Raw genomic sequence first — 23075 nt, forward strand, 5'->3', positions numbered from 1 at the left:
ACCGCCTGGTTGTCGAGAACCGCGTGATAGGAACACACAAAATGGTCCTGCTGAAATAATTCAGCAGCTCTGACATGCGAGAATGGCCCCGGGGACAGGTCCCCGGGGCCATTTTTGCTGTCGAAGTGAGACCGCAACCCGTAGATTTAGCGCAGGAGGTATTATCGCGAAACGTTAGCAGTTAGTGCCGAGTTATTGGCACGTTATTTGTACTGAACCTGTCAGGATGACCAGCAACCGCATGAGATCCTTGCGTTCAATCGAAATGGCGATACTTCTGTGGGCGACGCTTGGCCTCGCGCCCCTGCGAGCACTGGTAGAAGTACATATCCTGCCCGATCAAGGCCAAACCATCCTCGCCATCGGCGATACCGTAACCTTCGAGATCTGGATGGACCCTCATGGGCTCCGGCTTACCGGGTATGACATCTATCTGACCTTTGACCCGGAGGTGTTCAAACCCATATTCACAGATACCACGTTCACGGTGAGCAATGGCGATACGACCTTCATCTTCCGCCCATTCAGCAGTACGGGGGAACTGATCCTCAGCGGCCCGTTGCAGAACGATACGCGGGGCGACGTGTGGGCCACTCCCTACCTGGTTGACGTGAACCGGCTGGCCGGTTTTCAGCTGGACTATTCGCAACATACCCCCGCTTGCGGGGGCTGCCGGCAGTCCTTCTCCCACAGCGGCGTGGCGGCGACTTTCAGGCTGACGGTGATCGGCATTCCCCCCGCGGGGCCAGCGACGATTACCTTCGATAACCAGTACATCATACCCACGGGTGGCGCCCGGGAGACCGGCTTTTATCCGCTGACAGGTGATGAAGCCAAGAGAGACTTTGACATCCTGGGAAACCTGAACATCCTAGTTGCCGGACTCAAAATATTGCCGGCGCTACCCGATACTACCATCAATCCGGGTGAAACATTGCGTTTGCGGCTAGCGGACTATTTCCTCAGCGGGCTTTATACGCCGGCTCAGGTTACGTGGAGCCTGACCGTCAATTCCACTCCCGGCGCCACCAGCGCCGTGCTGGACCTGTCGGATACCAGTCTGGTGGTGGCCACAACTGCCCTGGACCAGGGCATCGCCGACTTAACGCTTCTGGTCACCTCCAATGATTTCCTCTACAGTGACTCCCAGAATCTACAAGTTATTGTGGATTGGCCTCCGGTCTTCACGCCGCCGTTCCCTAGCCTGCAATTCGACGAGGATGACAGCCTGGTGGTGGCCGGTTCGGCCATTTTCAGCGACCTGGATGATACGGGACCCGATATTTCCGTCCGGCTGGAGCCCGCCGCGCCCATCAGGGTACGCTACGACGAGGTGGCCGAAACCATCGCCTTCAGCGCGGACCTCGACTGGTTCGGTTCCGCGCAATCCCGCTTGTTTGTGGAAGACGCCCTGGGAGTGAGCATCGATACGCTACTGGACTTCACGGTGAACTCCATCAATGACCCGCCGGTGGTGAGTTTTGACAGCGTGAGTGCCCTGGGGGATACCATTGTGATCCACTACGGGCAGACCGCTACCCTGGACCTGGATTCACTGGTCATCGATGTGGAAAATGCACCCCTCAGCTGGAGCCATGATGACCCGGACCCGGCTCATTTGTCTGTAAGCCTGGTGGCGGGGCATATTCTTAGCCTTGAACCAGTGCTGACGGATCCCATTTTCTACGGCGACATCGACCTCACCATCACAGCCACGGATGACTCGGCCGCCACCGGCAGCGACACACTGGTGGTGAGCATCCGCTCGTGGCCGCCGGAGATCGGTGCGCTGCCGGAAATCAAACTGCTGGCCGGGACGCCAGACACGCTGGCGCTGAACCCCCTGGTCTCGGATAACGATACGCCTGATGCCGCTATGACGTGGACCTTTGCCGTGACCAATTTTCTCACCGGAGCGGCCGATTTTATGGTATCGGTCAATTACGATCAGCCGACACAAACAGTCATCTTCAATGCGCCCGTGAACTACGCCGCTTCCGACTGGCTGGAGCTCACGGTGACCGATGATGACAACAACAGCGACATCGATTCCACCCGGCTCACGGTCTTTGCCACCCTCAATCCGGTCATCGATCCCCTGGATACGGTCGTCGTATTCAGGGACACCAGCACCCAGGTCCTGGACCTGGACGATTTCGTCATTGACCCTATCTACAACGATGCCGACATGAGTTGGAGCTACCTCGGGGGAGACAGCCTCCAGGCCGTGCTGATTGATCCAGTCACCCACGTGGTAACGCTGGTGACCAACCCAAACTTCTTCGGCTGGGACTCGGTGCGGTTTATTGCCGCCAATCCCGGCCAGTTCACCGATTCCAGCACGCTGACCGTGCGCGTCATTCCCCGATTCGATCTGTCGCCCCTATGGTCACCGCTGGAAAGCGCGGAAATAGTGCCCCCTGACACTATCCATCTGTTTAACCTCGCTTCCAAGCTCAAGGATGACTTCACAGCGTTCGACCAGCTGGTCACAAATGGCTTCGTACTGGACCCTGCTACGGGGGCAGTGGATAACAGCTTGTTAACGTTGACGATCGACCCTGCGACCTCCCTGGCATGGATTGAGGTGCCCAGCGCCCAGACCATGCCAAACTACACCGTATGGCTGTATTTCTCAGCGCAGGACGATATGGGGCAGGTGTCCAATTCGGACACCATGGTCGTGGCAGTGAGGGACTCCTATTCTCCTGTGTGGACCCAACCGCCGTCTGTGGCTATGTTGATCAACGAAACCTTCAGCGGCCTCTTCCTGCAGGACTACCTGTCTGACAGGGACACCCCGCTGGGGAGCCTGACGATAACCTTCGTCAACCCGAATCCGCTCATCACTGTCACCTACAATGCAGCCACCACGGAAGTCACGATTCAGGCCTCCGGGGTCGCCAGTGAAAGCCGGGTTACTTTCACCGCCACCGATGCGGAGGGCAACAGCACAGCGATCCAGCTGCGCGTCTTCGTCAGGGCGATCACTGATTTTGATGCGCCCGAGGGTGGTCTGACCTACCTTTTTAATCCGGTGGCTGATAAGTGGATCAACTTCGTTCTGGTGAGCGACAGCACGACCGACCGCATCAAGACAACCTATATCTACAACTCCCGTGAAGTGCCGCTGTCATTCTCGCAACAGGACAGCCTGCCGGGGGCCATCACCTGGGTTGCCCCCTACCGCTTCGAATTTCCCGGCGTCTACAATATGTCTGCGGAGCTCATCGATAATGTGAACAACGTTAACCGGCTCTTTATACGGCTCAACGTAGCCTTCGCGAAGGCCCGCGGCCAGCGCCAAGCCTCCCCTGATCAGCTGCTGACCGTCGCCTATCCCCCACAGCCCGGCGGAAACGGTAAACTGATGATCGTATCTGAACAGCCCGCAAGCGCTGAACTGATCAAGCGGCTGGAAAGTCAGGGCGCTTTCTCCCGTTCAAACCGGCCATCGCCGAACACGTACATCCTGGACACCAACCTGCCCAAATCAACTGTTGTGACGCTGACCTTTCAACAATCTGCGGCCGCCGACCCATACTTTTCATTCTATCAGGCAGAAGTGGATCGGCTGGTTAGGATCGATACCTATACCAGCCGAGAGGGAAAGTTCGAAGCCGTTGTGACACCTGGAACGGAGATCCTGTTCGGGCCCTCGGACACGCCTGCAAGCCGTGACCCTCTGCCGGGCGAGGAGCTGTATTGCTACCCCAATCCGTTTAACGCAGCGATCCAGGTGCGCTTCATGCTGCGCGGAGAGGACCGTGGCCGCATCCTCATCTATGACCTGTTGGGGAGGGAGGTCTACGCCACGCCGCACCAGCGCTACCGAGCGGGCATACATTCGTTTACCTGGCACGGTCTTGACAGCCGTGGCTCAGCCGTGCCGTCCGGACTCTATTTCGTGCGCCTCATGACAGACGGTGGCCGGCTGACAACCCAGAAAGTGACCCTGCTCAAATGAGACGGTTCAGTACCCACTTGATCCTGTTACTACTCCTGACATGGTCGGCCTGCGGCAAGCCCGGTCCCACCAAGAGTGAGCGCATCGACGCCTTCAATGACAATGGCTGGACTCTATTCGGATTCGATGAGTTTGACCGCGCACTGGAAAACTTCCTTGATGGGCTGAACCTGGACGGTCAGAACCTCTCGGGCATTATGGGCGAGGGATGGTCACGGCTGATGCTGGGCGACGCCGATCTCGACAGTATCGTAGCTTCTCTGGAGAATGGCACCACCAGCGCCGAGTGGCGGCTGGACGCGTGGTGTGGGCTGTCGGCAGTGGCACTCAGCGACCAGCGCTACGCGGACGCCGACTCTCTGGCAGCACGGGTTTTTGCGGAGGACTCGAGCTACGTGTTCATTTACCGGCCTCAGGTGACCTGGGAGGACCTGCTGATTATTCAGGCCCAAGCCCGCTATGTTGCCACCGACTATGCCGGGTCATGGCAGGCGCTTTTGCTCCTGACGGCCGGGACCATCTATGAAACCATTGATCCCGCCGACAATACTACCTGGATAATCGGAACACAGCTGTTCACTCTGTTCGAAGAGCTGCTGGCAAAGGTAATTTCAGCCCTGGCGGATGAATATCGTTGGATTTAGGCCTATGAGCACGATTTCAAAAGTTTGTATCCGTTTGAGCCTGGTTGGCCGCTGGCACCCGAGCTTCAAGACGATAATATTTGCCGGCATGGCCGGGATCGCGCTGGTGCAGGCTGGCTGCGAGCTGATTAACTCGCGCCCCAGCATTGATATTACCGTGGAAGATCTGACCCCGCTCACCGGATCGACCCAGATGTTTACCGCCGTGGTGGAGGACCTGGACGAGGATAATGTCCTGGTGACCTGGTCAGCGACTTCCGGGCAGTTCTCCAAAACACGGGGGCAGGAAGTAGCGTGGACAGCGCCCTTGGAAATACAGCAAGTGGTGATCATGGCCTTTGCAGATGATCGCAAGGCAGGTGGGACTGATACGGCGCAGGTCACCTTGTCGGTTGTCAATCAGGCGCCACATATTGTGACCTTTACAGCCAATGAGGACTTCGTCACCCTGGGCAATAGTATTACCTTGACCAGTACCGCCGAGGAACTGGACGGCGAGGAATTTGTCTTTGAATTTTCCACTTCCCCTACCGGTGTGGGGACCATGATCCACGCCGCCCCGGAGATCAATACCGCTACCTGGATCGCGCCATCAGACCCCAGCCTTGCGCGGGAGTACGATCTTGTGGTCAAGGTTTCGGACATTCAAGGTTTTTTCTCCTCGGACACCCTGCAAATCTTGGTCTTTTCCGAGTTCGGGACCATCTGGATCGTGGACAAGTTTGAGCAGCAGGTGACAAAGTACACTTCGCGGGGCGAAAAAATCCTCTCGGCCCGCCAACAGTTCCAGAACCCGGTGGCGGTAACAAACAACACCAATTTTGATTTCTTTGGATGCTACGTGGCCGATCAGGACGCCGGACAGGTGATCAAGTTGGATGCCAAGGGCGAAACAATTGCTACTTTCGCCAATCTCCCGGCTGCGTCCGATCTGGCCATCCACTATGGTACAGGCAGTCTGTGGGTGGTCAGTGTCGGTGATGCTGAACCCCGCCTCACCGTGATCAACACGTTCACTGAAAACGTGATAGCCAGTGTGCGCGGATTGCGCCACCCCAGCGCCATCACCATTAATCAGAATCGCAACGAGGTCTGGATAGCCGACATAGGGGAAATGGACCGAATCGTGCAGATAAACATCACCGATTTTATCGCGGCGCCACCCGATACGTTGGACCCGGCTGTCACCACAGTATTTGAGGGCAACTACAACAATCCCACCGACATAGCCTTGCTCCAGGAGCAGACAGCCACGGTGTACATCGCCGATATGAATGATGACGAAGTTGAGCGGCTGCTCTACAACTCCGTGGGCGACAGCTACATTCGTGGCGCACCCGTGGACCTGGGGCTGAACTCCAAACCGGCGAAAGTCGGCGTGGGGCCGAATGGACTCGTGTGGGTGTTGGGGCTGGACCGGAGCCTGCAGTTCTTCCCGGAGGACAACACGACCCAGCACACGCCTATTTTTTCATATATGTTCGCCGCCCCCCACACGCTCGCCATCGATAATGCCACCGGCCACGTCTGGATTGGCGATAACGGCACCCATCAGGTTGTGGAAATCAGCGAGATTGATTCAGTGGGCGTTACCATCGGAGGCTTCTCCTTCGTGGAAGACATGGTCATCAACAAATAGGCGTTGCCGCAACCTTTCAACCCCTCCGCACGCACACACTGGACGCCCCTGTTTTTTGGCCCTCGCAACGGCGGTCCAAATGCGCCACCCATAATCCATTGAAGCCCTTGCTCCCCATCGGTACATTCCCAGCCGATGCCGATCCCTTTTAATGCCCGTCTGCTGGCAGCAGTAGAGCAGAAGAAATCGTGTCTCTGCCTGGGTCTGGATCTGGACCCGGACCGGTCCAGCCGACTGCACGGTTCCAACCTGGAGTCCTTGCGCGCGGCGTCCCTGGCTATCGTGGAGGCCACCTGGAATCAGGTATGGGGCTACAAGCTTAACTTCGCTTTTTTTGAGCGCTACGGATCGGTGGGTTACGCCTGGCTGGAGACCCTGGTGGCAGCCATCGCTGGACGGGCGCTGGTAGTGGGCGATGGAAAGCGCGGGGACATCGGCAACACGGCGCGGCATTATGCCCGCGCCATGTTTGGGCAGTTGGGGTTGGATGCGGCCACAGTAAACCCATATATGGGCCGCGACGCGGTCGAACCATTTCTTGCCGACACCACACGGGGCGCATTCATTCTGTGTCTCAGCTCCAACCCGGGCGCTGCAGACTTCCAGCAGCGCGGCAATGGCAGCCCGCTCTACCTTGCCGTGGCCCGCTGGGCTCAGGGCATGAACCATAACCGGAACCTGGGACTGGTGGTGGGCGCCACCCATACCGAGGAGCTGGCTGAGGTTCGACAGGCCGCCCCGGCGCTCCCCTTTCTGATCCCTGGAATCGGAGCACAGGAGGGTTCGTTAAAGGCTGCGGTTGCCAGCGGTACCGAAAAAGCACCCAGCATCATTGCCATAGCGCGGGCGATACTGTACGCTGGTGATGGCAGTTTGGACGCTATTACCGCAGCGGTAGCTGACTACAATCGCCGCATCAATAACCTGGTGGCGAGCGGTGGCGCCTGACCTGCTGGACCTGCTGAAGGAGAGCGGGGCCCTCCTGGAGGGTCACTTCCTGCTCACCTCCGGCAGGCACAGCGATCGTTACGTGGAGAAATTCAGGCTGCTGGAACAGCCGGCAGCCTTGGACAGGGTGGCGGCAGCCGCGGTGGCCGGTGTACCCCCGGATGAAATCGACGTGGTCCTGGGTGCGGCGGTGGGCGGCATCCTGTTGGCAGGTGCCGTGGCGCGACTGCTGGGGCGGCGCATCATGTTTACGGAACGGGTGGACGGGGCCATGACCCTGCGGCGGGGATTTGCCCTTGCGCCGGGAGAGCGCGTACTGATTGTGGACGATATTGTCACCACTGGTGGGTCCATCAAGGAACTTCTGGATGTAGTAGACCGGGCAGGCGCAGCGGTGCACAGCGTGGTCTGCATCGTGGACCGTAGCGCGGGTGATATCGATATAGCTGCGACGAAGCGCGCACTGGTGCGGCTGCCGATGACCAGCTGGTCGCCAGAGAACTGCCCGTTATGCAAGGCGGGGGTCCCGCTCACGGAGCGGGGACGCTCTGGCAGGGGGGCACCGGCAGGCAAGTGAGGCAAGTTGGGCGGCAATTTCAGGCGTGGGTCGAGAACGTGGCAGACAATTTTCTCATATGGCAAATGATTGCGCCAAAGCCTAATTTTATGAAATTCTGACAGGTACGGCGTGGCGGCGGGTCCGGGCCAGGCGCGGCTGCCGATACCTGCATGGATGAGGCACTTATACAGGAGGTCAAGGGTGATCGAGATAGGACGCGGGGGGCCTTACCTGGCGCTGCTGCTGGCGGCGGCCAGTTGGTCCTGTGGACAGGCAGGGCCAGATGAGGACGTTCTCAAGCGTTATCCTGATGGATCGAAGCAGGAGGTGGCCCGCTATGTAAGCGCAGGCGGCGAGCGACATCTGGTTGCCAAAATCGGGTACAGCCAGAGCGGCGACGTGACCTTCGAGGAGCGGTACGCCGAGCGCAAGACCGTTTCCTACCAATCGTGGTGGCCCAACCGCAATCTCAAGGTTGTCCGGACCTACTCTGACGGACAGATGGTGGCAGAAGTGAGCTACGATAGGGACGGTGTTCAGTACATCAGCGGCGAGGAAGTGCAGGCCATCATCGCTGACCTGGCCGACTATCCCGGCGAACCTGCCGCCGCCAGCGATACAGTGGTCATGGAAACCTCGGCGGGGACGATTACCTTGCGCCTCTTCACCGATGTAGCTCCGGGACACAGCAACAATTTCAAGCGGCTGGCCAATGCCGGCTTTTACGACAGCACGACCTTTCACCGGGTCGTCCCCAACTTCGTCATCCAGGGGGGCGATATACTGTCCCGGGACGCGCAGCGGGCTAACGATGGGCAGGGCAATCCCGGCTTTACCGTGCCGGCCGAATTCAACCCTCGGATCCATGCCAGGGGAACCCTGGCCATGGCCCGATCCAATGACCCCAACAGCGCCGGCAGCCAGTTTTATATCGCCCTGTCACGACTCACCCAACTGGACAACCGCTACACGGTCTTCGGGGAAGTGATCTCGGGGCTGGAAGCCGTTGACGCTATCGCTGCCGCTGCCCGGGATTCCAAAGACAATCCAATTGATCCCCAGCGCATCTATCGCGTCCGGGTTGGTTCGCAACCGTCACCCTAGAGGGTCGCGGCGACGATAGTTTGGCACCTATGCGAATACACGGGGAAACCAGTCCTGAGGTAGTGAGTTATAGTCTGAGGAGAGCTGGACGGATGAGGGACGGCTCCCGAGGGGGGCCAGGAGCGTCACGCTGGAGACAGCACGCTGGGCTTCGATATGGTTAGATTCTGCACAATGGACAAGTTGGTGCCTAAAATATTAATTGTGAGTGGCCTGCTGGCCGTAGCGCCGTTAGGGGGCCAGTTCCCCTCCGACGTGGTGCAGGCCGAAGTATCTATCGATCGCACGGATGTCCGCCCCGGCGAGCAGATCGTGCTCCAGAGCAATATCACCATCGAGCCTGGCTGGCACATCTACGCCAGCGACCTCCAGGGCCTGGGCCCCGTGCCAACCCACTACGAATTGGACGACAGTGCCCTGTTTGTCGCGGTGGGCCCCTTTCAAGAACCCCGGCCAAAGCGGGTTTGGGACGAGGGATTCGAGATGGAAGTAGGCTGGCACAGCGGCGAGCTGCAAGTGAGCCAGGCCGTGGCCATGTCCGGGGACCTGGCCCCCGGCCCCATGAGCCTGGCGGGGCAGTTTGTTTACATGGCGTGCACCGAAACCATGTGTCTGCCCCCCACCTACCAGCGCTTCAACTTTCAGCTGCAGATTGCCGAAGGCCCCATCCGGGAAGCCTACGCCTTCCGTCCCGCCAAACCATCCCTGGCGTCGGTAACCGGACTGGAAGGAACCGATCTGCAGCGCGCCATCAAGGAGGGGCTCGGCTCTTTCCTCATGCTGGCCATGGGCATGGGGCTTTTGGCACTGCTCACCCCCTGTGTCTTCCCCATGATTCCCATCACGGTGTCGTACTTCCTGAAGCAGGGAGAGTCCGGCGGGATGCAACCTCTGAAGGCGGCAGGGCTCTATGGAGCCGGTATCGTGGTCATCTATTCGCTGTTGGGGATCCTGCTGGCATTGACTCTGGGAGCAACCGGCGCCAACCAGATGGCCGCCAACCCGGTCATCAACCTGCTTCTGGGGGGGCTCTTCGTCTATTTCGCGCTGAGCCTGCTGGGTATGTACGAAATTCAGCTGCCCGCAAAGCTGCGCCAGTTCAGCGTTGCACAGGAATCTCGTGCTGGACTGCTGGGCATCTTTTTCATGGCGTTCACCTTTACCATCACCTCCTTTACCTGCACCGTACAGTTTGTGGGGCTGCTGCTGGTGGCCGCGGCCCAGGGGCATTACCTGTGGCCCGCCGTCGGTATGGTCGCATTCTCACTCACCTTTGCATTGCCGTTCTTTTTTCTGGCGCTATTCCCCCAATATATGGCCCAGCTACCCAAGAGCGGGAGTTGGCTCAATTCGGTGAAGGTGGTGATGGGCTTTTTGGAACTGGCGGCAGCATTCAAGTTTGTGAGCAATACCGATCTTGTATGGGGCTGGGATTTCTTTAACCACCAAATGGTACTGGCCTCCTGGACGGTGATCCTGCTCATGACCGGCTTCTATCTACTGGGAAAGATTCGGCTGCCCCACGACTCGCCCATGGAGCGGGTAAGCATACCCCGGCTCCTTGCCAGTAGCGGGTTTCTTATCTTCGGCCTCATGCTGGGAGCCGGCCTGGTAGGACAGAAGGTACCCGGATTGGTGGCGGCCTATCTCCCGCCGCGTATGGATCATGAGACCTCCGGCGTGGTGCTGGGCAGACAGCTCGAGCAGCTGACCTGGTATGGCGAGTACGATCAGGCACTCGCTCAGGCCCGGCTTACCAATCAACCCATCTTTCTGGATGTAACCGGCTACACCTGCACCAACTGCCGTTGGATGGAGGCCAATATATTTACCAGGCCGAAGGTAGCGGAACGGTTGGGCGAATTTGTACTGCTGCGCCTGTACACGGACGGTGGCGACAATTTCAAGGCGAAGCAGCGCTTTGTCGTGGAACGCTTTGGAACCGCGGCCCTGCCCTTCTATGCCATTCTGGCGCCTGACGGCTCCGAGATCGCGCGCTTCCCCGGCATGACCAGAGATGCAGATAAATTTTCAGATTTCCTGGACAGCGGGCTGCGTGCTCCGCTTCAAATGACCCTGGTGAGGTAATGCTGCAGATTCAGTTAGACACCGCCAGCAAGCTCCCCACCAGAGTTGCAAGGCATTAGGAGAGACATCATGACACGACGGACTTGGGCACTGGTATCCATATTGGCCGCTACTCTGGCCATTGGGGGAACGGTGCGTGCGCTGGGCGATCGTGCGGGCGGTGAGCCTGAACAGCAGCTGGTCCCGGCACCCGATTTTACACTGAGCAGCCTGGAGGGCGAGCGGTATACCCTGAGCGAACTGCGGGGCAACGTGGTTATTCTGAATTTCTGGGCGACCTGGTGCGCTCCCTGCCGAAAGGAAATCCCCGATTTGAGCCGCATCTACACAGCCCACAAGGATGCTGGGCTGGTCATTCTGGGTGTTTCCTGGGATGATCTGGACAAGGACAAGATCAGGAAGTTTGCCGACAACTACAAGGTCACCTATCCGGTACTGCACGGAACTCAATCGGAGCTCACTGAAGTGGGCATGGCCTATCAGTGGGAGGGGTATCTGCCGACGAGCTATATCATTGATCGGGGGGGTTTTATCAGGGAAGTACTCGTAGGCGCCCGGAGTGAAAAGTTTTTCATGAAGATCCTCGAATCGCTGCTATAGACCCCCCTTCGTGGTAGAGAGCGTAGCGCGCCCTTTACAGCGCTGCGATTCAGTAGCCGGGAACTCGGCGCCAGCCACCGTATTCATATATTCGTAGCTGCCGACAGGCCGATACTGGGCACGCCTTTTGCATTCTCGAGCCGGGATGTAACTTTCCGCATCAGCGGAATTGCAGAGACACGATGACATCTTTCCGGGCATGTGTAGGCCTGCTGCTGCTTTCAGCAGGTACGGCTGGCGGCTCCCAAGCATATTGGCAACAGGGTGTGCACTACACCATGCAGGTGCGCCTGGATACGGACGCCCACCAGGTAGCCGGGAGTTCGCACATCGTCTATACCAATAATTCTCCCGACAGCCTCAGGGTCATTTATCTGCACCTGTACCCCAATGCCTTCAAGGTTGGATCGGTAAGGCACAACGAGGCCCGGCAAGTCTATGGCACGGCCGGCATAACGGCCGACAACCCCAGCGGCATTAACATCACCAGCCTTGCGCTTACCACCTCCGGTAGCCCTGTCGCCACCGCGTTCAAGGTGGACGACACCATCCTGGAAGTGGCATTGCCGAGCCCCCTTGCGCCTGGCTCACAGACTACGGTGGTAATGACCTGGGTGCATACTTTGAGAAAACATACGGGTCGCGCCGGCTGGCGGGGTACCCATTACGATCTGGCGCAGTGGTACCCCAAGGTGGCGGTCTACGATGAAAGCGGCTGGCACATAGAACCATTCCACCGGATCGGCGAGTTCTACGGAAATTTTGGCACCTTCGATGTAACCGTTGATGTGCCCTACGCGTACATAGTGGCGGCCACTGGCGTCGTCACGGGCGGCGATCCCGGTTGGTCGCAGGTCGCGGTGGATACCAGCCTGTCGTTTGACACCTGGATAGGTCGTCACCTCATGGAGCGGGACTCCCTTTTGGCCGGCAAAGATGATCAGCGGCGGGTGGTGACCTTTCACGCCGAGCAGGTCCACGATTTCGCCTGGCTGGCGTCCCCCGAATTTGTCTACGAAGGGGGCGACTGGGGCGGAACAACTGTGCACGTGCTCTATGACCGGGGCGTCGGCAGGGCCTGGACCAAGAAGGTGCTCCGGCGCAGCAAACTGGCCCTGGAGTGGCTGACGTTGAAAGTCGGGCCCTATGCCTATCCGCAGATCACGGTTGCCCACGGTCTCCTGAAAGGAGGAATGGAGTATCCCATGCTGGCCATGAACGGTCACGCCTCTGCCGGGGTAATCATTCACGAGATCGCCCACGTGTGGTTCTATGGTATTCTAGGCAACAACGAACTGGAAGCTGCCTGGCTGGACGAAGGGTTCGCCGAGTTTCAGGAACGTTGGCATCTTACTGATCGTTACGGCCCTGTGGGCCTGCCCGTCGAGGATCGGGCGGAGGAAGCCTGGCAACGGAATCACCTTCAGACACCCATTCTGGCTCGAGACCAGTGGCTGGCGGCGGCGTTCCAAACGGGTGGGCATAACGAACCCGTTGCTACCGCTGCATACCGCTCAGAAAGCGAAAATGCGTATAGAGTCAATGCCTATCGGAAAGCGTCCCTGATGCTGGAAAGCCTCAAATACCTGGTGGGGGAGGCAGATTTTGAGCTGGGGATGCAAAACTATTATCGCCAATGGGCCCTGAAACATCCGACGGAGTTCCGGTTCCGCCGCGAAATGGAGCTGGCCACCGGACGGGAGCTGGACTGGTTCTTTGACCAATGGTTGCACACCTCCGGTTATCTGGACTACGCGCTCACGAAGTGGCGGCAGCGGCCGTCCAGCAACGGAGGCTATGAGGTAGACGTGACGCTGAAGCGCAAGGGGAACTGGGAGGCACCGGTGGTGGTGGAGGTGGTCACGCGGTCAGGACAACATGTGCGGGAGACCTGGACGGAGTTCCGGCATCAGACCACCGGCACGCTTACCCTGCACTCACCTGAGAAGGTCCGCCACGTTATTCTCGACCCCGATGACATGCTCATGGACGTCGACCGCCGCAATAACTACAGCGGGATGTTGCCCACCGTGGTGGCCTTCAAACCACGATTGGCAGGCTACCATCCGAGAAACCGCTACACCCTGTCCTATCTGCCGGTGCTGCGCTACAACACTATCGACCAGCTCACACCAGTGATCAGGCTGGAGCGCCGCTACGGTTTCGGCAGCCTGGCGTCAACCATGCGGCTGGACGTGGGGTATGGGCTGGGATCGGGGCACTGGGACTGGTACTTCCGCCACGCAGCGCCGGTATTCAAACATGACACACGGACGGCCTATCAACTGGAGGCGTTTCGACGGGATGGCCTGACTGGCGGCGGCGTCACGTTGGAGCGCAACTGGAGCCGGGTCTACAACGTGAAGCCCATTTACACGATGCGCTTCAATCTTGCCACAGTGAATGCTCATAACACCAATTACGCACCTAGTCTTTTCGATAAGGGTCGGGTTACATCGGCCACCACCACCCTGGCCGTCCGCCGACAGACCATGGACTGGCATTACGACTACGCCTTTACCGCAGCGGCTGGTGCCCCAACCGTGGGAGACTTCGACTTCAGCCGGGCCACGTTCGAGCTGCATGCTGCTCGTGCCCTGTCGGGCTGGCAGATCAAGTTCAGATTTCTCGCCGGCAGCAGCTGGTCCAGTGGCGACATCCCAAACCAGGAGCGGTTCACCATCGCCGCCGCCGGGAGTATGGACACCTACAACCGCACCTATCTCAGCGCTGAAGGGGCACTGGCCGGCCTAGGTAGCGACATTCAGGGGCGCTACCACCTGCCTGGCGATGCCAATCTGCGGGGTTATTACGATGCGGGCTATTTTGGGGTTCACAGTCTGCTTACGTCCACACTGGAAGTGAGCCGCTCGCTGCAGTTCAAGGGCCTGGGTGAGTTTGGCGGCCGCCTGTTTCTGGACGCTGGTCAGTTATGGGGGCACCGGTTCAGCAGTGCGCCGAGCGATCGCGGATTCGATGGCGACCTGCTGGCGGATGCCGGACTCGGCCTTGACTGGACCCGGCAGTTCCTGGGGCAATCCCTATACTTCCGCGTGGACTTCCCGTTCGTGAGGCTAGCTGATGCGTCCGGCGAGGTGGCAGATGGGACTTCCCAGCTGGACGTGGACTTCAGCCGCTGGGTGTTCAGCTTCCAGCGCGGACTCTAATCCTCTCAAAACCGAGCTCAGGCACCGGGCCAGCCGCTAACATGAGATCGGCCGCAATTGCATCAGCCAGCATCAGGCCGCGAGCAGTCAACGCCAGCCGGTCACCGGAGAGCACCAGCTGGCCCTCATAACGCTCCAGCTGGGCCTGAAAGCGGGTGACAAAATCTCGTGGCTCGCTGTAGCCGAGATCCTCTGTCACCGATAACCCCTCTGACAACCGCAGCCCAAAGGCCAGCCGCTCGTTGTGCAGCTGCCGCTCACTGAGCTGCTCACCTCCGGCCACGGAAGACCGCCCCGCCTCAACCGCCTCCATATAGCCATCCAGGCTACGGATGTTCCAGGTGCGGCGGCTGCCGTCGAAGCCGTGGGCCGACGGACCCAGGCCCAGGTAGGGTTCGATGCGCCAGTAGTGCAGATTATGGCGGCAGGTCCGATCGCCCCGGGCGTAATTGCTGACTTCATAGGCCTTGTAGCCCTGCCGCGGGAGATAATCACGCACCCAACTGAACATGCTCACGTCCGTGTCCTCGGGAGGCATGGTGACCTCACCCGCCGCTACCCAATCATGTAAGGGGGTGCCGGTCTCAACGGTGAGCGAATAGGCGGAAATGTGCTCCGGTTCCAAGTTTGCCAGGGTTTTTAGATCTGCCTGCCAACGGCTCAGCGATTGGCCGGGGATGTTAAACATGAGGTCGGCATTGATGTTCTCAAAACCAGCCCGACGCGCGGCTTCGAAGGTGTCGATGCAGGCCTGGGGACCGTGGAGTCGCCCCAAAAACTGCAACAGAGCGGTGTCAAACGACTGAAAGCCCATGGACAGGCGGTTCACGCCCAGACTTCTGAAATCGCGGAGCTTATCCTCAGGTGCCTCGCCGGGGTTCGCCTCCAGTGTGAACTCCTCAACGTTGTCCAGCCCGATAGCAGTTTGAAGGGCGGTCAATATCTGTTCCAAATGCGCAGGCGACAGCAAACTGGGAGTACCTCCGCCAATGAACAGGGTGTCAAAGCGCAAGTCCAGCCCCGAACCACGCACGCTCCGAATTTCATTTACGAGACAATTGACCAGGCGATCCATGGCCTCATCCCGATCGGCGAGGGAGTAAAAATCGCAGTAGGGGCATTTCACCTTGCAAAAGGGTATGTGGATGTAGATACCGGCGCTGGGCACAGGATTCGCAACTGGGTTGTTGTCCCCCTGCCGGGGTAGGTCAGGGCGTGGTGCAGACAATCAGCCACTCCTCGACGTCCAGGACAAATCTCGCCACCCTCCACGAACGCCCTGAGGCGCGCCCCATAACAGGGGCAGTCATGCTTTCCACTCCGGTACTACCACCGCAGCGGGACACGCAACGGGGCTCCACTGTGCTGTGAGTGCCAGGGCTAATGAAAGCTGTTTGCCAAGCTCATGAACTGTCATCTAAACTGTCCGGCCTACGACTGTTGGCCGGCAATTTACGGGAACATTTTCCTGTCGTCGGTCTTTTAAATCTCAGAGACTGTTTGTTCTTGGAGGGTCTCTGAGAGTTGTGACTTCAGTCTCAAATTCCTCCCAGGATGCTCTTCCGGTAGAGGGAGTGTCCTTCCTGCACTGGCACAATCTACCGAGGCTGTACGAGGCAGTGATTGCCCAATCGCTGCCTCGTCTTTTTTTCTTCAGGTTTCCATCGTTTCAGGATACGTGGAGGGGCCCTTCGAAGTGATGACCCGACTGTCCGTGGCCGCCCGCTCCTACCTAACGACTCACTCTCCGCCCCATAACCAGCACCAGGGCCAGGGTCACCAGCAGCCCGGGAAGCATGGGCTGCAGACCCAGGGGATATGTGTCCCCAGCCCACGCTGCCCCTAGGGTCGGGGTCAGCAACCAGGCGCCTGCGGTGAGCACACCAGCCAGGCTGATGGTCAACGTGGCCCCGTCGGACAAAACGAGGCGGGGGTGAAACGTGACCAGCACCGGTAGCAGCAGGCCTGGCACCAACACCATGCCAAGCGTGTACCACAGCGAGACGACTGAGGGGATGCTCACGGCCAAGGTAAAGCCCAATACAGCGCTGGCTATAATACCCCAGCGAATCCTCTGACGCTCGTCTGCCAGACCGTTGCCGGTGCGGGGGACAAAGTCGCGTCCCAGGGTGGTGGCGCCGATGAAAGTGAATGAATCGATGGTGCTCATGATAACCGCCAGCAAGGCAACCATGAATATTCCCAACAGCCCTGGGGGTAGTACGGCGGCGGCCAAGAGCGGGTAGGCAGCCACCGGTCCGCCTGCATCGGCGGCCAGCTCAGGGAGCAGAACAACGGCATAGAGCCCCGCAGCGGTGGTGAGCAGATCAAAGGCGAACCAGAAACCAACGCTGATGAGGATGCCCCTGGCTGCCGTGCGGCCAGTGTCAGCGGCCACGCAGCGCTGGTAAATACCGGGGTCCACAAATGTCCAGCTGCCGATGAGAAACCAGACGAGGATCGTCTGCCAGCTGAGCATGCCCGCTCCGCGCCAGTGCTGGTGGCCCGCCGGGAGCTGCGCCCACATCGCTTCGAGTGGCTGATGTGCTATCAGCACACCCACCAGCACCGCAAAGCCGGTGAACATGAGGGCAAACTGGAGTACATCGGTTCGCACCACCGACTGAAAGCCGCCCCGCCAGAGGTAAACCGTGCTAAACACCGTCCCCAGCAGAATGGCCAGCCAGAGCGGAATCCCCAGCAGCTGGCTGAGCATAACCCCCAGCATCAACAGGTAAGGCGCGGGGGTGGTGAGGGCAAAGACGAGGACTGCACCCAGCCGGGCCGAGCGCGGGCCGTAATGGACACCGAAGCGTTCCGGGATGGTGAGAGCCGATTCCCTGTGGACGCAGCGTGCCATGAAGAGGGCGTAGAGCACGGCAAACAGATAGTAAGGCACACCGAAGATGAGCAGATTCACCAGACCGTAAGCGTAGGTGAACTCCCCCACACCCAATATGCCGCCGTACCAAGTGGTCACCAGCGTAGCCACGAAGGGCACCAGCGTGAGGCGTCGTCCGCCCAGCAGGTAGCGCCGCAGGCGAACCTCCGGTGACGCGCGGTGGCGCAGTCCCAGGTACAGCAGCCCAGCCAAATACAGGCCGATAATCCCCACATCAAGGGGAGCTAGTTGAATGGGCGCCCAGGGCGAGGTCATGGCCGCGCGCCGGTCAGTGCTCCTGGGCGTATTCCTGGTAGACTACCGCCGCCCCATTCGTGCTCATCACCGAAAATTCGGCTCCGGTGCTGTGATTGGAGGTCCCCCGATGCAGCGCGGGCAACGGCTCGTGCTGGAGTGCGAACGCCAGTCCGGTGGTGGTCAGCTGCACCAGCGCCGACTCGGGGAACAGTGACACCACCTGACCCGGGAAGCTCGCAAATGATCGGCTACCGCGAACCACACTGAATGCGCCCGTGTCGGTGAGCAGACCCACCTCCAGGCCCAGGTCGACAAACAGCATGAGCAGATTGCCCAGACTGTGGTCGTCCCGCTGGCCCGTGGCGCCAAGAATGGTCACCTGGCTGGCGCCTTCATCGGCGGCCCAACGCAGGGCTTTTTCCAGATCGCTGAATTGCTGCGAGGGTAAGGGCACCAGCCGGTCGCCGAAGGCATTTTTCGCCTGGGGGCTGAGGGAGTCCAAATCGCCGATCACAACGTGGGGCGTAATCGAGCGCCGCAAGAGTTGGTCAGCGGCCCCATCACAGCAGATGATGGTCATGGCTTGGTCAAGAGCACTAAGCGGGTAGGCATGGGTGGGAAAAGCGCCGTCGGCCAGAATCACCACCGGCGGGACGATGGGCATGGAGGATTACTCCCAGGGGGCCTGGAGCCAGCCGGTATACAGTCGCTCCTGTTCATCGGTGGGCGGGGCCAGCTTTACGATAGAAAGCTGATCATATGGCTGCGCCTCCGGGCGCACGGTCAGCCGCTTGATCTGGCCATTACGATTAACGATGACCTCGACTTCGCGCCCTGTCGTCATGGAGTTCAATATCTGGTCAGCTGATTTGCCCAGGAGACGATAACCATCGATAGCAATCAATTCATCATGAACGCTAAGCCCGGCCCGGGCTGCAGGTGAGGCATGATCAACGCGGCTAATTTCCAGCCGGCCACCCGTCATATTGGTCTCAAGCCCATAGAAGGCCTTGGCGGAGTCGGCCGGGCTGCTGTAGCCACGAATCAGCATCAGGCCAAACGGCTCAAGAATGGGCGCCCAATCTATTTCCGAGGTGGTTGTGACATACTGGAAGACATCATCAAGGGGACGTCCAGCAATGGAATCGCACCAGGCGCGGAAAATTTCATGCGTGTAGCCCGCGCCCGTGTTTTGGAAATCTTGCCAGAGCGCCCGGAAGACATCATCCAGCGTACGCTCTCCCTCAGTGCTGGACCTGATGGCCAGATCCAACGCCAGCCCCACCAGACTGCCCTTTGTATAATAGGAAATTGCCGTGTTGGGGGTGTTTTCGTCCTGGCGGTAGTATTCGATCCATGTATCGAAGGAAGCGGCCTGTAGGGACTGTTCGAGGCGCCCAGGCGTGGATTCGATGTCCAGGATGTCTGCGGCAATCAGGTCCAGATAGTCGTCGACACTGAGCAGGTTTGCCCGGCGTAGAAACAAGCGGTCATAGTACGAGGTCAGCCCCTCAGCAACCCAGAGCAGGGTGGTGTAATTCTCGCGATCATAGTCGAACGGCCCCAGGGCTGCGGGTCGGATACGCTTGACGTTGTAGGCGTGGAAGACCTCGTGTGACAGGAGTTCCAGGTATTTGCGATACTCCTCTTCCGGGCTGAAGGTCCACCTTGAGGCGACCAAGTGGGTGCTGTTGAGATGCTCCAGCCCATTCCGTTTCCCGTGCACGTCCCGCAGATTGAGGAACACCGTATAATCCTGGTACGGTATGGAGCCAAAAAGGGCGTGGATCTCGCTGAAGATTTTCTTGGAATCGGTAACCAGCTGTTCGGCGTCGTAATTTCCTCGCCCGGATATGGCATAACGGTGTGGCACACCCGATAGGTTGAATTCGAGCACCGTGTGGTTACCCAGAATGATGGGCGAATCGACCAGCATGTCGAAATTGGCTGCCCGATAGACCGGGCTGCTACTCCCCACCCCTGGCAGCGCCGTATTGACCTTTTTCCAGCTACGCGGCTTATTGATCACCACGACGCTTTCCCTATCCTGCATGCCCACCGGGTACATGAAAAGACTCGCGCCATTGAGCATTGCCATGTCGTTGTCTACATAGCTGGTGCGATGGGTTGGCTCAAAGGCGTAGAGCTTGTAACGCACGAAAATTCGGCGCTGGCCTTTAGTGGTAACGCGCCAGGTGTTCTTATCCACCTTGACCACCGGCAACTCCCGGAAGCCACTACGGGCGGTGACGCCCACAACATTGCGGGCCAGTTCCCGGATCAGATAGCTGCCGGGAATCCAGGTGGCCATTTTCAAGTCGAGGAACTGCTTCTGCCGCAGACCATCCACTTCCAGTTCGACCGAAACATAGTGCTCAGCGCGATCTTCAAAGCTCAGCGTATACGTGATCCGTCCTGACAGGTGCACCTGCAGGCATAAACCCACCAGCAGGTAGAACAAGGGTCCCCTGGAGCGACCCCGGCGAGGGACAGGATCGCCCATCACCAACATGTCATCGGCGAATCGATGGTCCGTTTGGACAATTTGATCCACATGGAGTGCAAAAATACGCTGAATGCCGGGCCAAATCCAGCGCCAAAAGCTGGCGCAGCGCGACCCGCAAGTTTGAAAATCTTCCGGGCGCCCACCTTAATTCCCTCCATTTACGTACTCCCTGGCCACGGTGCCGTTGGGACGACGCAAGAAGCGCACTCCCTGCCGAATCGTGAAGCTCAGCTTAGGCTCTGGCGTGGTCGAATCTCGGCGTCGGGCCAACTTGACAGCCGAGTTTAGAGCGCCCGTTAGCGGGAGCACCAGTGTCTCGGGAGTCCAACGATATGGGTGACCAGTCCTGGATTCCAGCAGATCTCCCCACCGTTCGGCCCAGGCAATTTCGAGGCGGCCAAAATGACTTGCAGCCTGGTCGAGGGCCGCTAATGCCACCTGAACCCGTTGCGTCAAGGCCTGATAGCGAGTGGCAAAATAGAGTGCCGCGTGCAGATTGGCCGGTACGGTGACGATGCCGCTTACGCCAATATACCGCGCCATGCGGGCCATGAGGCTTAAAGCCATGTCTCCCAGAGCCAGCGGGGGATACTCCTGATCGGGCATGGCAGCATGCTCAGCGTCGAAGCTCCGGGTGGGATTCTGCAATAGCAGCCATTCCAGGTATAGGCACGGGTGCTGATCCTGCGCCTCTGCAGGTGCAGGCTTCTGCACGGGCGAAAAACTGGTGTAGCGAACCACAAACTCCGTAACGAGGCTGTCCTCGCCGATCTCCTGCTGGTACATGCGCAGGATATGCTTGTGGGGATCGCTCAGATCGAGATCAAGTACCGGGCGGTCGATACCCTGTCGCGCCAGCGCATCCAGCAGCCCAAATGCTCGCAGCAAATCCATGATGGCCACATCGCCATAGACGCCCAGAAACAGGTTGCTGCTGCTGCCACTGGTAAGATCGGCGGTGACATCCCATCCGCCGCGCTGCGATGAACGCCCGCGAGGGTAGTTTCGCATCCGCCGGGCGACGCGGGCAAACTTACGGCCATACCACAAATGCTGAAATAGCATGGAATACGACGGGCTAGCCAGGTGGCCATCGCATGGTGCGGCCCCCCAGCACATGGAAATGCAGATGGTAGACAGACTGACCCGCGGTAGCCCCGGAGTTGACCACGATGCGGTAGCCATCGGCGATGCCCTCCTGCACTACGAGACGGGTTATGACGCCATGCAGGTGACCCACCAGCGACTCGTCAGCGGGCGACAGGTCCTGATGCTTGGCGATCGGCTTGCGCGGCACCACCAGAAAATGAACCGGCGCCTGGGGATTGGCATCCCTGAACGCAACACAGTGCTGGTCCTCGAATATGATGTCGGCGGGGATTTCTTTGTTGATGATCTTGGCAAAAATTGTGTCGCTCATGGAACCCTCATCTTTTCCACTGTCCCATCCTGAAGTTTCCTCCGCGCACAAGTTCGATGGCCGGAGAGTCGCTCACAATAAGTGCTTTAGAGCGCTTAGCAACTGATCAATATCATCTGCCGTATTATACCCCTGTACGGAAACGCGCAGCAGTGGCTGACCGTTCCAATTCCGCACCGGTGCTTCGATCCGATAATCTTCCCTGAGGCGCTTCCAGAAATGGTCCGCGTCCACCCGCTTCGGCAGGCGCGCGGAGACCATCTGAGCCAGCCAGGGTCCGGGTTCGCTGGTCAGGAGGGCTGGCTCCCCGATCAGCTCCAACAGCCGTGCACGGGCCTGGAGCACCAGCTGATGGCACTCGGCGCGAACCCCAGTCCAGTTGTGTTCGCTTTGAAATTGGATCGCTGCTGCAATGGAGAGATAGGCCGAAATGTCACGCGTCCCCACCCAGCCCAGGTAGTCCTGAAAGGTCGAGCCGGAGGGGTGCTCGCTCTCGTAACCCCAACTCACCACCAGCGGCTCAAGCATATCCTGAAGTTCCGGGCGGGCATACAGGAAGGCCGCCCCTTTGGGGGCACAAAGCCACTTGTGGCAGTTGCCGGTATAGAAGTCGGCCCCAATGGCCTCCAGATCCAGGTCGATTTGTCCCGGCGCATGGGCTCCATCGATGATGGTGACGATGTCCGCCTCTCGGGCGCGGCGGCAGACTTCCGCCACCGGAAAGATCAGCGCCGTGGGTGACGTAATATGGGACAAGCTGATGACCCTGGTATCGGCCGTCACCCCGCCCCAAAACTCATCCACAAACGCCTCGTGAGTCGTGACGGGATCGTGCAGCTCCAGATTACGGTAGCGCAGGCCGCATTTACCCGCCAGAAAGCGCCAGGTGCGATCAATGGCGCCATACTCATGGTTCGTCGTCAGCACTTCGTCACCGGGCGAGAGATCGAGGCTGCGCGCCACAATATTGACCCCGGTGGTGGCGTTGGGTACAAATACCAAATTCTGGGGATCAGTGTGGAGCAGCTCGCCCAGGGCCACCCTTGAAGGAGCCAGATGTTCCTCTAGCCGGCGCCAAAGAAACTCTGTTGGCTGGCGCTCCAGTTGGCGCTGCCAGGCCTGATAGACCTCGAAAACCGGTCGCGGGCAGGCCCCGAAGGAGCCGTGGTTGAGATAAATCACATCGGGATCAAGGAGAAACTGCTGGCGGAGGTGGGTGTTGCTGGACATTGACGTGCCGATCACTAAGCTGCCTCAAGCCAGGTAACAGCGAAGCGGGTGGGTGCCTGATGCG

16 protein-coding genes are annotated in these 23075 nt (G+C 59.2%); 9 read left to right on the forward strand and 7 right to left on the reverse strand.

Going from position 1 to position 23075, the window contains the following annotated elements; translation table 11 throughout:
- Window positions 1–250: 250 nt before the first annotated feature.
- From IH971_02900 to IH971_02940, 9 genes are all read left to right on the forward strand, one after another.
- Window positions 251–3967: a T9SS type A sorting domain-containing protein gene (locus IH971_02900; protein ID MCH7496783.1), complete on the forward strand. Its 3717-nt coding sequence runs from the start codon at window positions 251–253 to the stop codon at window positions 3965–3967.
- Entirely contained in the window at window positions 3964–4611 is a 648-nt protein-coding gene (locus IH971_02905) for a hypothetical protein (GenBank protein MCH7496784.1), read from the forward strand. The genes IH971_02900 and IH971_02905 overlap by 4 nt, the downstream gene beginning before the upstream one ends.
- A 34-nt stretch (window positions 4612–4645) precedes the next feature.
- Window positions 4646–6250: a hypothetical protein gene (locus IH971_02910; protein ID MCH7496785.1), complete on the forward strand. Its 1605-nt coding sequence runs from the start codon at window positions 4646–4648 to the stop codon at window positions 6248–6250.
- A gap of 135 nt (window positions 6251–6385) precedes the next feature.
- Complete coding sequence (gene pyrF / locus IH971_02915) at window positions 6386–7198, forward strand: orotidine-5'-phosphate decarboxylase (GenBank protein MCH7496786.1); 813 nt, start codon at window positions 6386–6388, stop codon at window positions 7196–7198.
- Between the two features lie 10 nt (window positions 7199–7208).
- Window positions 7209–7775: an orotate phosphoribosyltransferase gene (locus IH971_02920; GenBank protein MCH7496787.1), complete on the forward strand. Its 567-nt coding sequence runs from the start codon at window positions 7209–7211 to the stop codon at window positions 7773–7775.
- Window positions 7776–8258: 483 nt separating this feature from the next.
- Window positions 8259–8861 (forward strand): peptidylprolyl isomerase, encoded by a 603-nt coding sequence (locus IH971_02925; protein MCH7496788.1) that lies wholly within the window; start codon window positions 8259–8261, stop codon window positions 8859–8861.
- A 186-nt stretch (window positions 8862–9047) separates the two neighbouring features.
- Window positions 9048–10949 carry a thioredoxin family protein gene (locus IH971_02930; protein MCH7496789.1) on the forward strand — a complete coding sequence of 634 codons (1902 nt, stop codon included), beginning with the start codon at window positions 9048–9050 and terminating at the stop codon, window positions 10947–10949.
- 69 nt (window positions 10950–11018) lie between these two features.
- On the forward strand, window positions 11019–11549 hold the full coding sequence (locus IH971_02935) for a redoxin domain-containing protein (protein ID MCH7496790.1): 531 nt from the start codon (window positions 11019–11021) through the stop codon (window positions 11547–11549).
- 182 nt (window positions 11550–11731) lie between these two features.
- Window positions 11732–14716 (forward strand): BamA/TamA family outer membrane protein, encoded by a 2985-nt coding sequence (locus tag IH971_02940; protein MCH7496791.1) that lies wholly within the window; start codon window positions 11732–11734, stop codon window positions 14714–14716.
- On the opposite strand, the gene hemW is transcribed toward IH971_02940, so the two are convergent.
- From hemW to IH971_02975, 7 genes are all read right to left on the reverse strand, one after another.
- Window positions 14694–15944, reverse strand: a complete 1251-nt coding sequence (hemW, locus tag IH971_02945; GenBank protein MCH7496792.1) for a radical SAM family heme chaperone HemW — start codon at window positions 15942–15944, stop codon at window positions 14694–14696. The genes IH971_02940 and hemW overlap by 23 nt on opposite strands.
- A gap of 504 nt (window positions 15945–16448) precedes the next feature.
- Complete coding sequence (locus IH971_02950; GenBank protein MCH7496793.1) at window positions 16449–17873, reverse strand: sodium:solute symporter family protein; 1425 nt, start codon at window positions 17871–17873, stop codon at window positions 16449–16451.
- 13 nt (window positions 17874–17886) lie between these two features.
- Window positions 17887–18519, reverse strand: coding sequence for a thiamine diphosphokinase (locus tag IH971_02955; GenBank protein ID MCH7496794.1), 633 nt, complete (start codon window positions 18517–18519; stop codon window positions 17887–17889).
- Between the two features lie 6 nt (window positions 18520–18525).
- Entirely contained in the window at window positions 18526–20409 is a 1884-nt protein-coding gene (locus tag IH971_02960) for a M61 family metallopeptidase (GenBank protein ID MCH7496795.1), read from the reverse strand.
- Between the two features lie 96 nt (window positions 20410–20505).
- A complete protein-coding gene (locus tag IH971_02965) occupies window positions 20506–21426 on the reverse strand; it encodes a hypothetical protein (protein MCH7496796.1) in 921 nt (306 codons plus the stop codon).
- A gap of 13 nt (window positions 21427–21439) precedes the next feature.
- Window positions 21440–21781: a histidine triad nucleotide-binding protein gene (locus tag IH971_02970; GenBank protein ID MCH7496797.1), complete on the reverse strand. Its 342-nt coding sequence runs from the start codon at window positions 21779–21781 to the stop codon at window positions 21440–21442.
- A gap of 72 nt (window positions 21782–21853) precedes the next feature.
- Window positions 21854–23011: an aminotransferase class V-fold PLP-dependent enzyme gene (locus tag IH971_02975; GenBank protein ID MCH7496798.1), complete on the reverse strand. Its 1158-nt coding sequence runs from the start codon at window positions 23009–23011 to the stop codon at window positions 21854–21856.
- Between the last annotated feature and the right edge of the window lie 64 nt (window positions 23012–23075).

Source organism: Candidatus Neomarinimicrobiota bacterium, from assembly GCA_022560655.1.
Classification (GTDB): Bacteria; Fidelibacterota; Marinisomatia; order SCGC-AAA003-L08; family TS1B11; genus JADFSS01.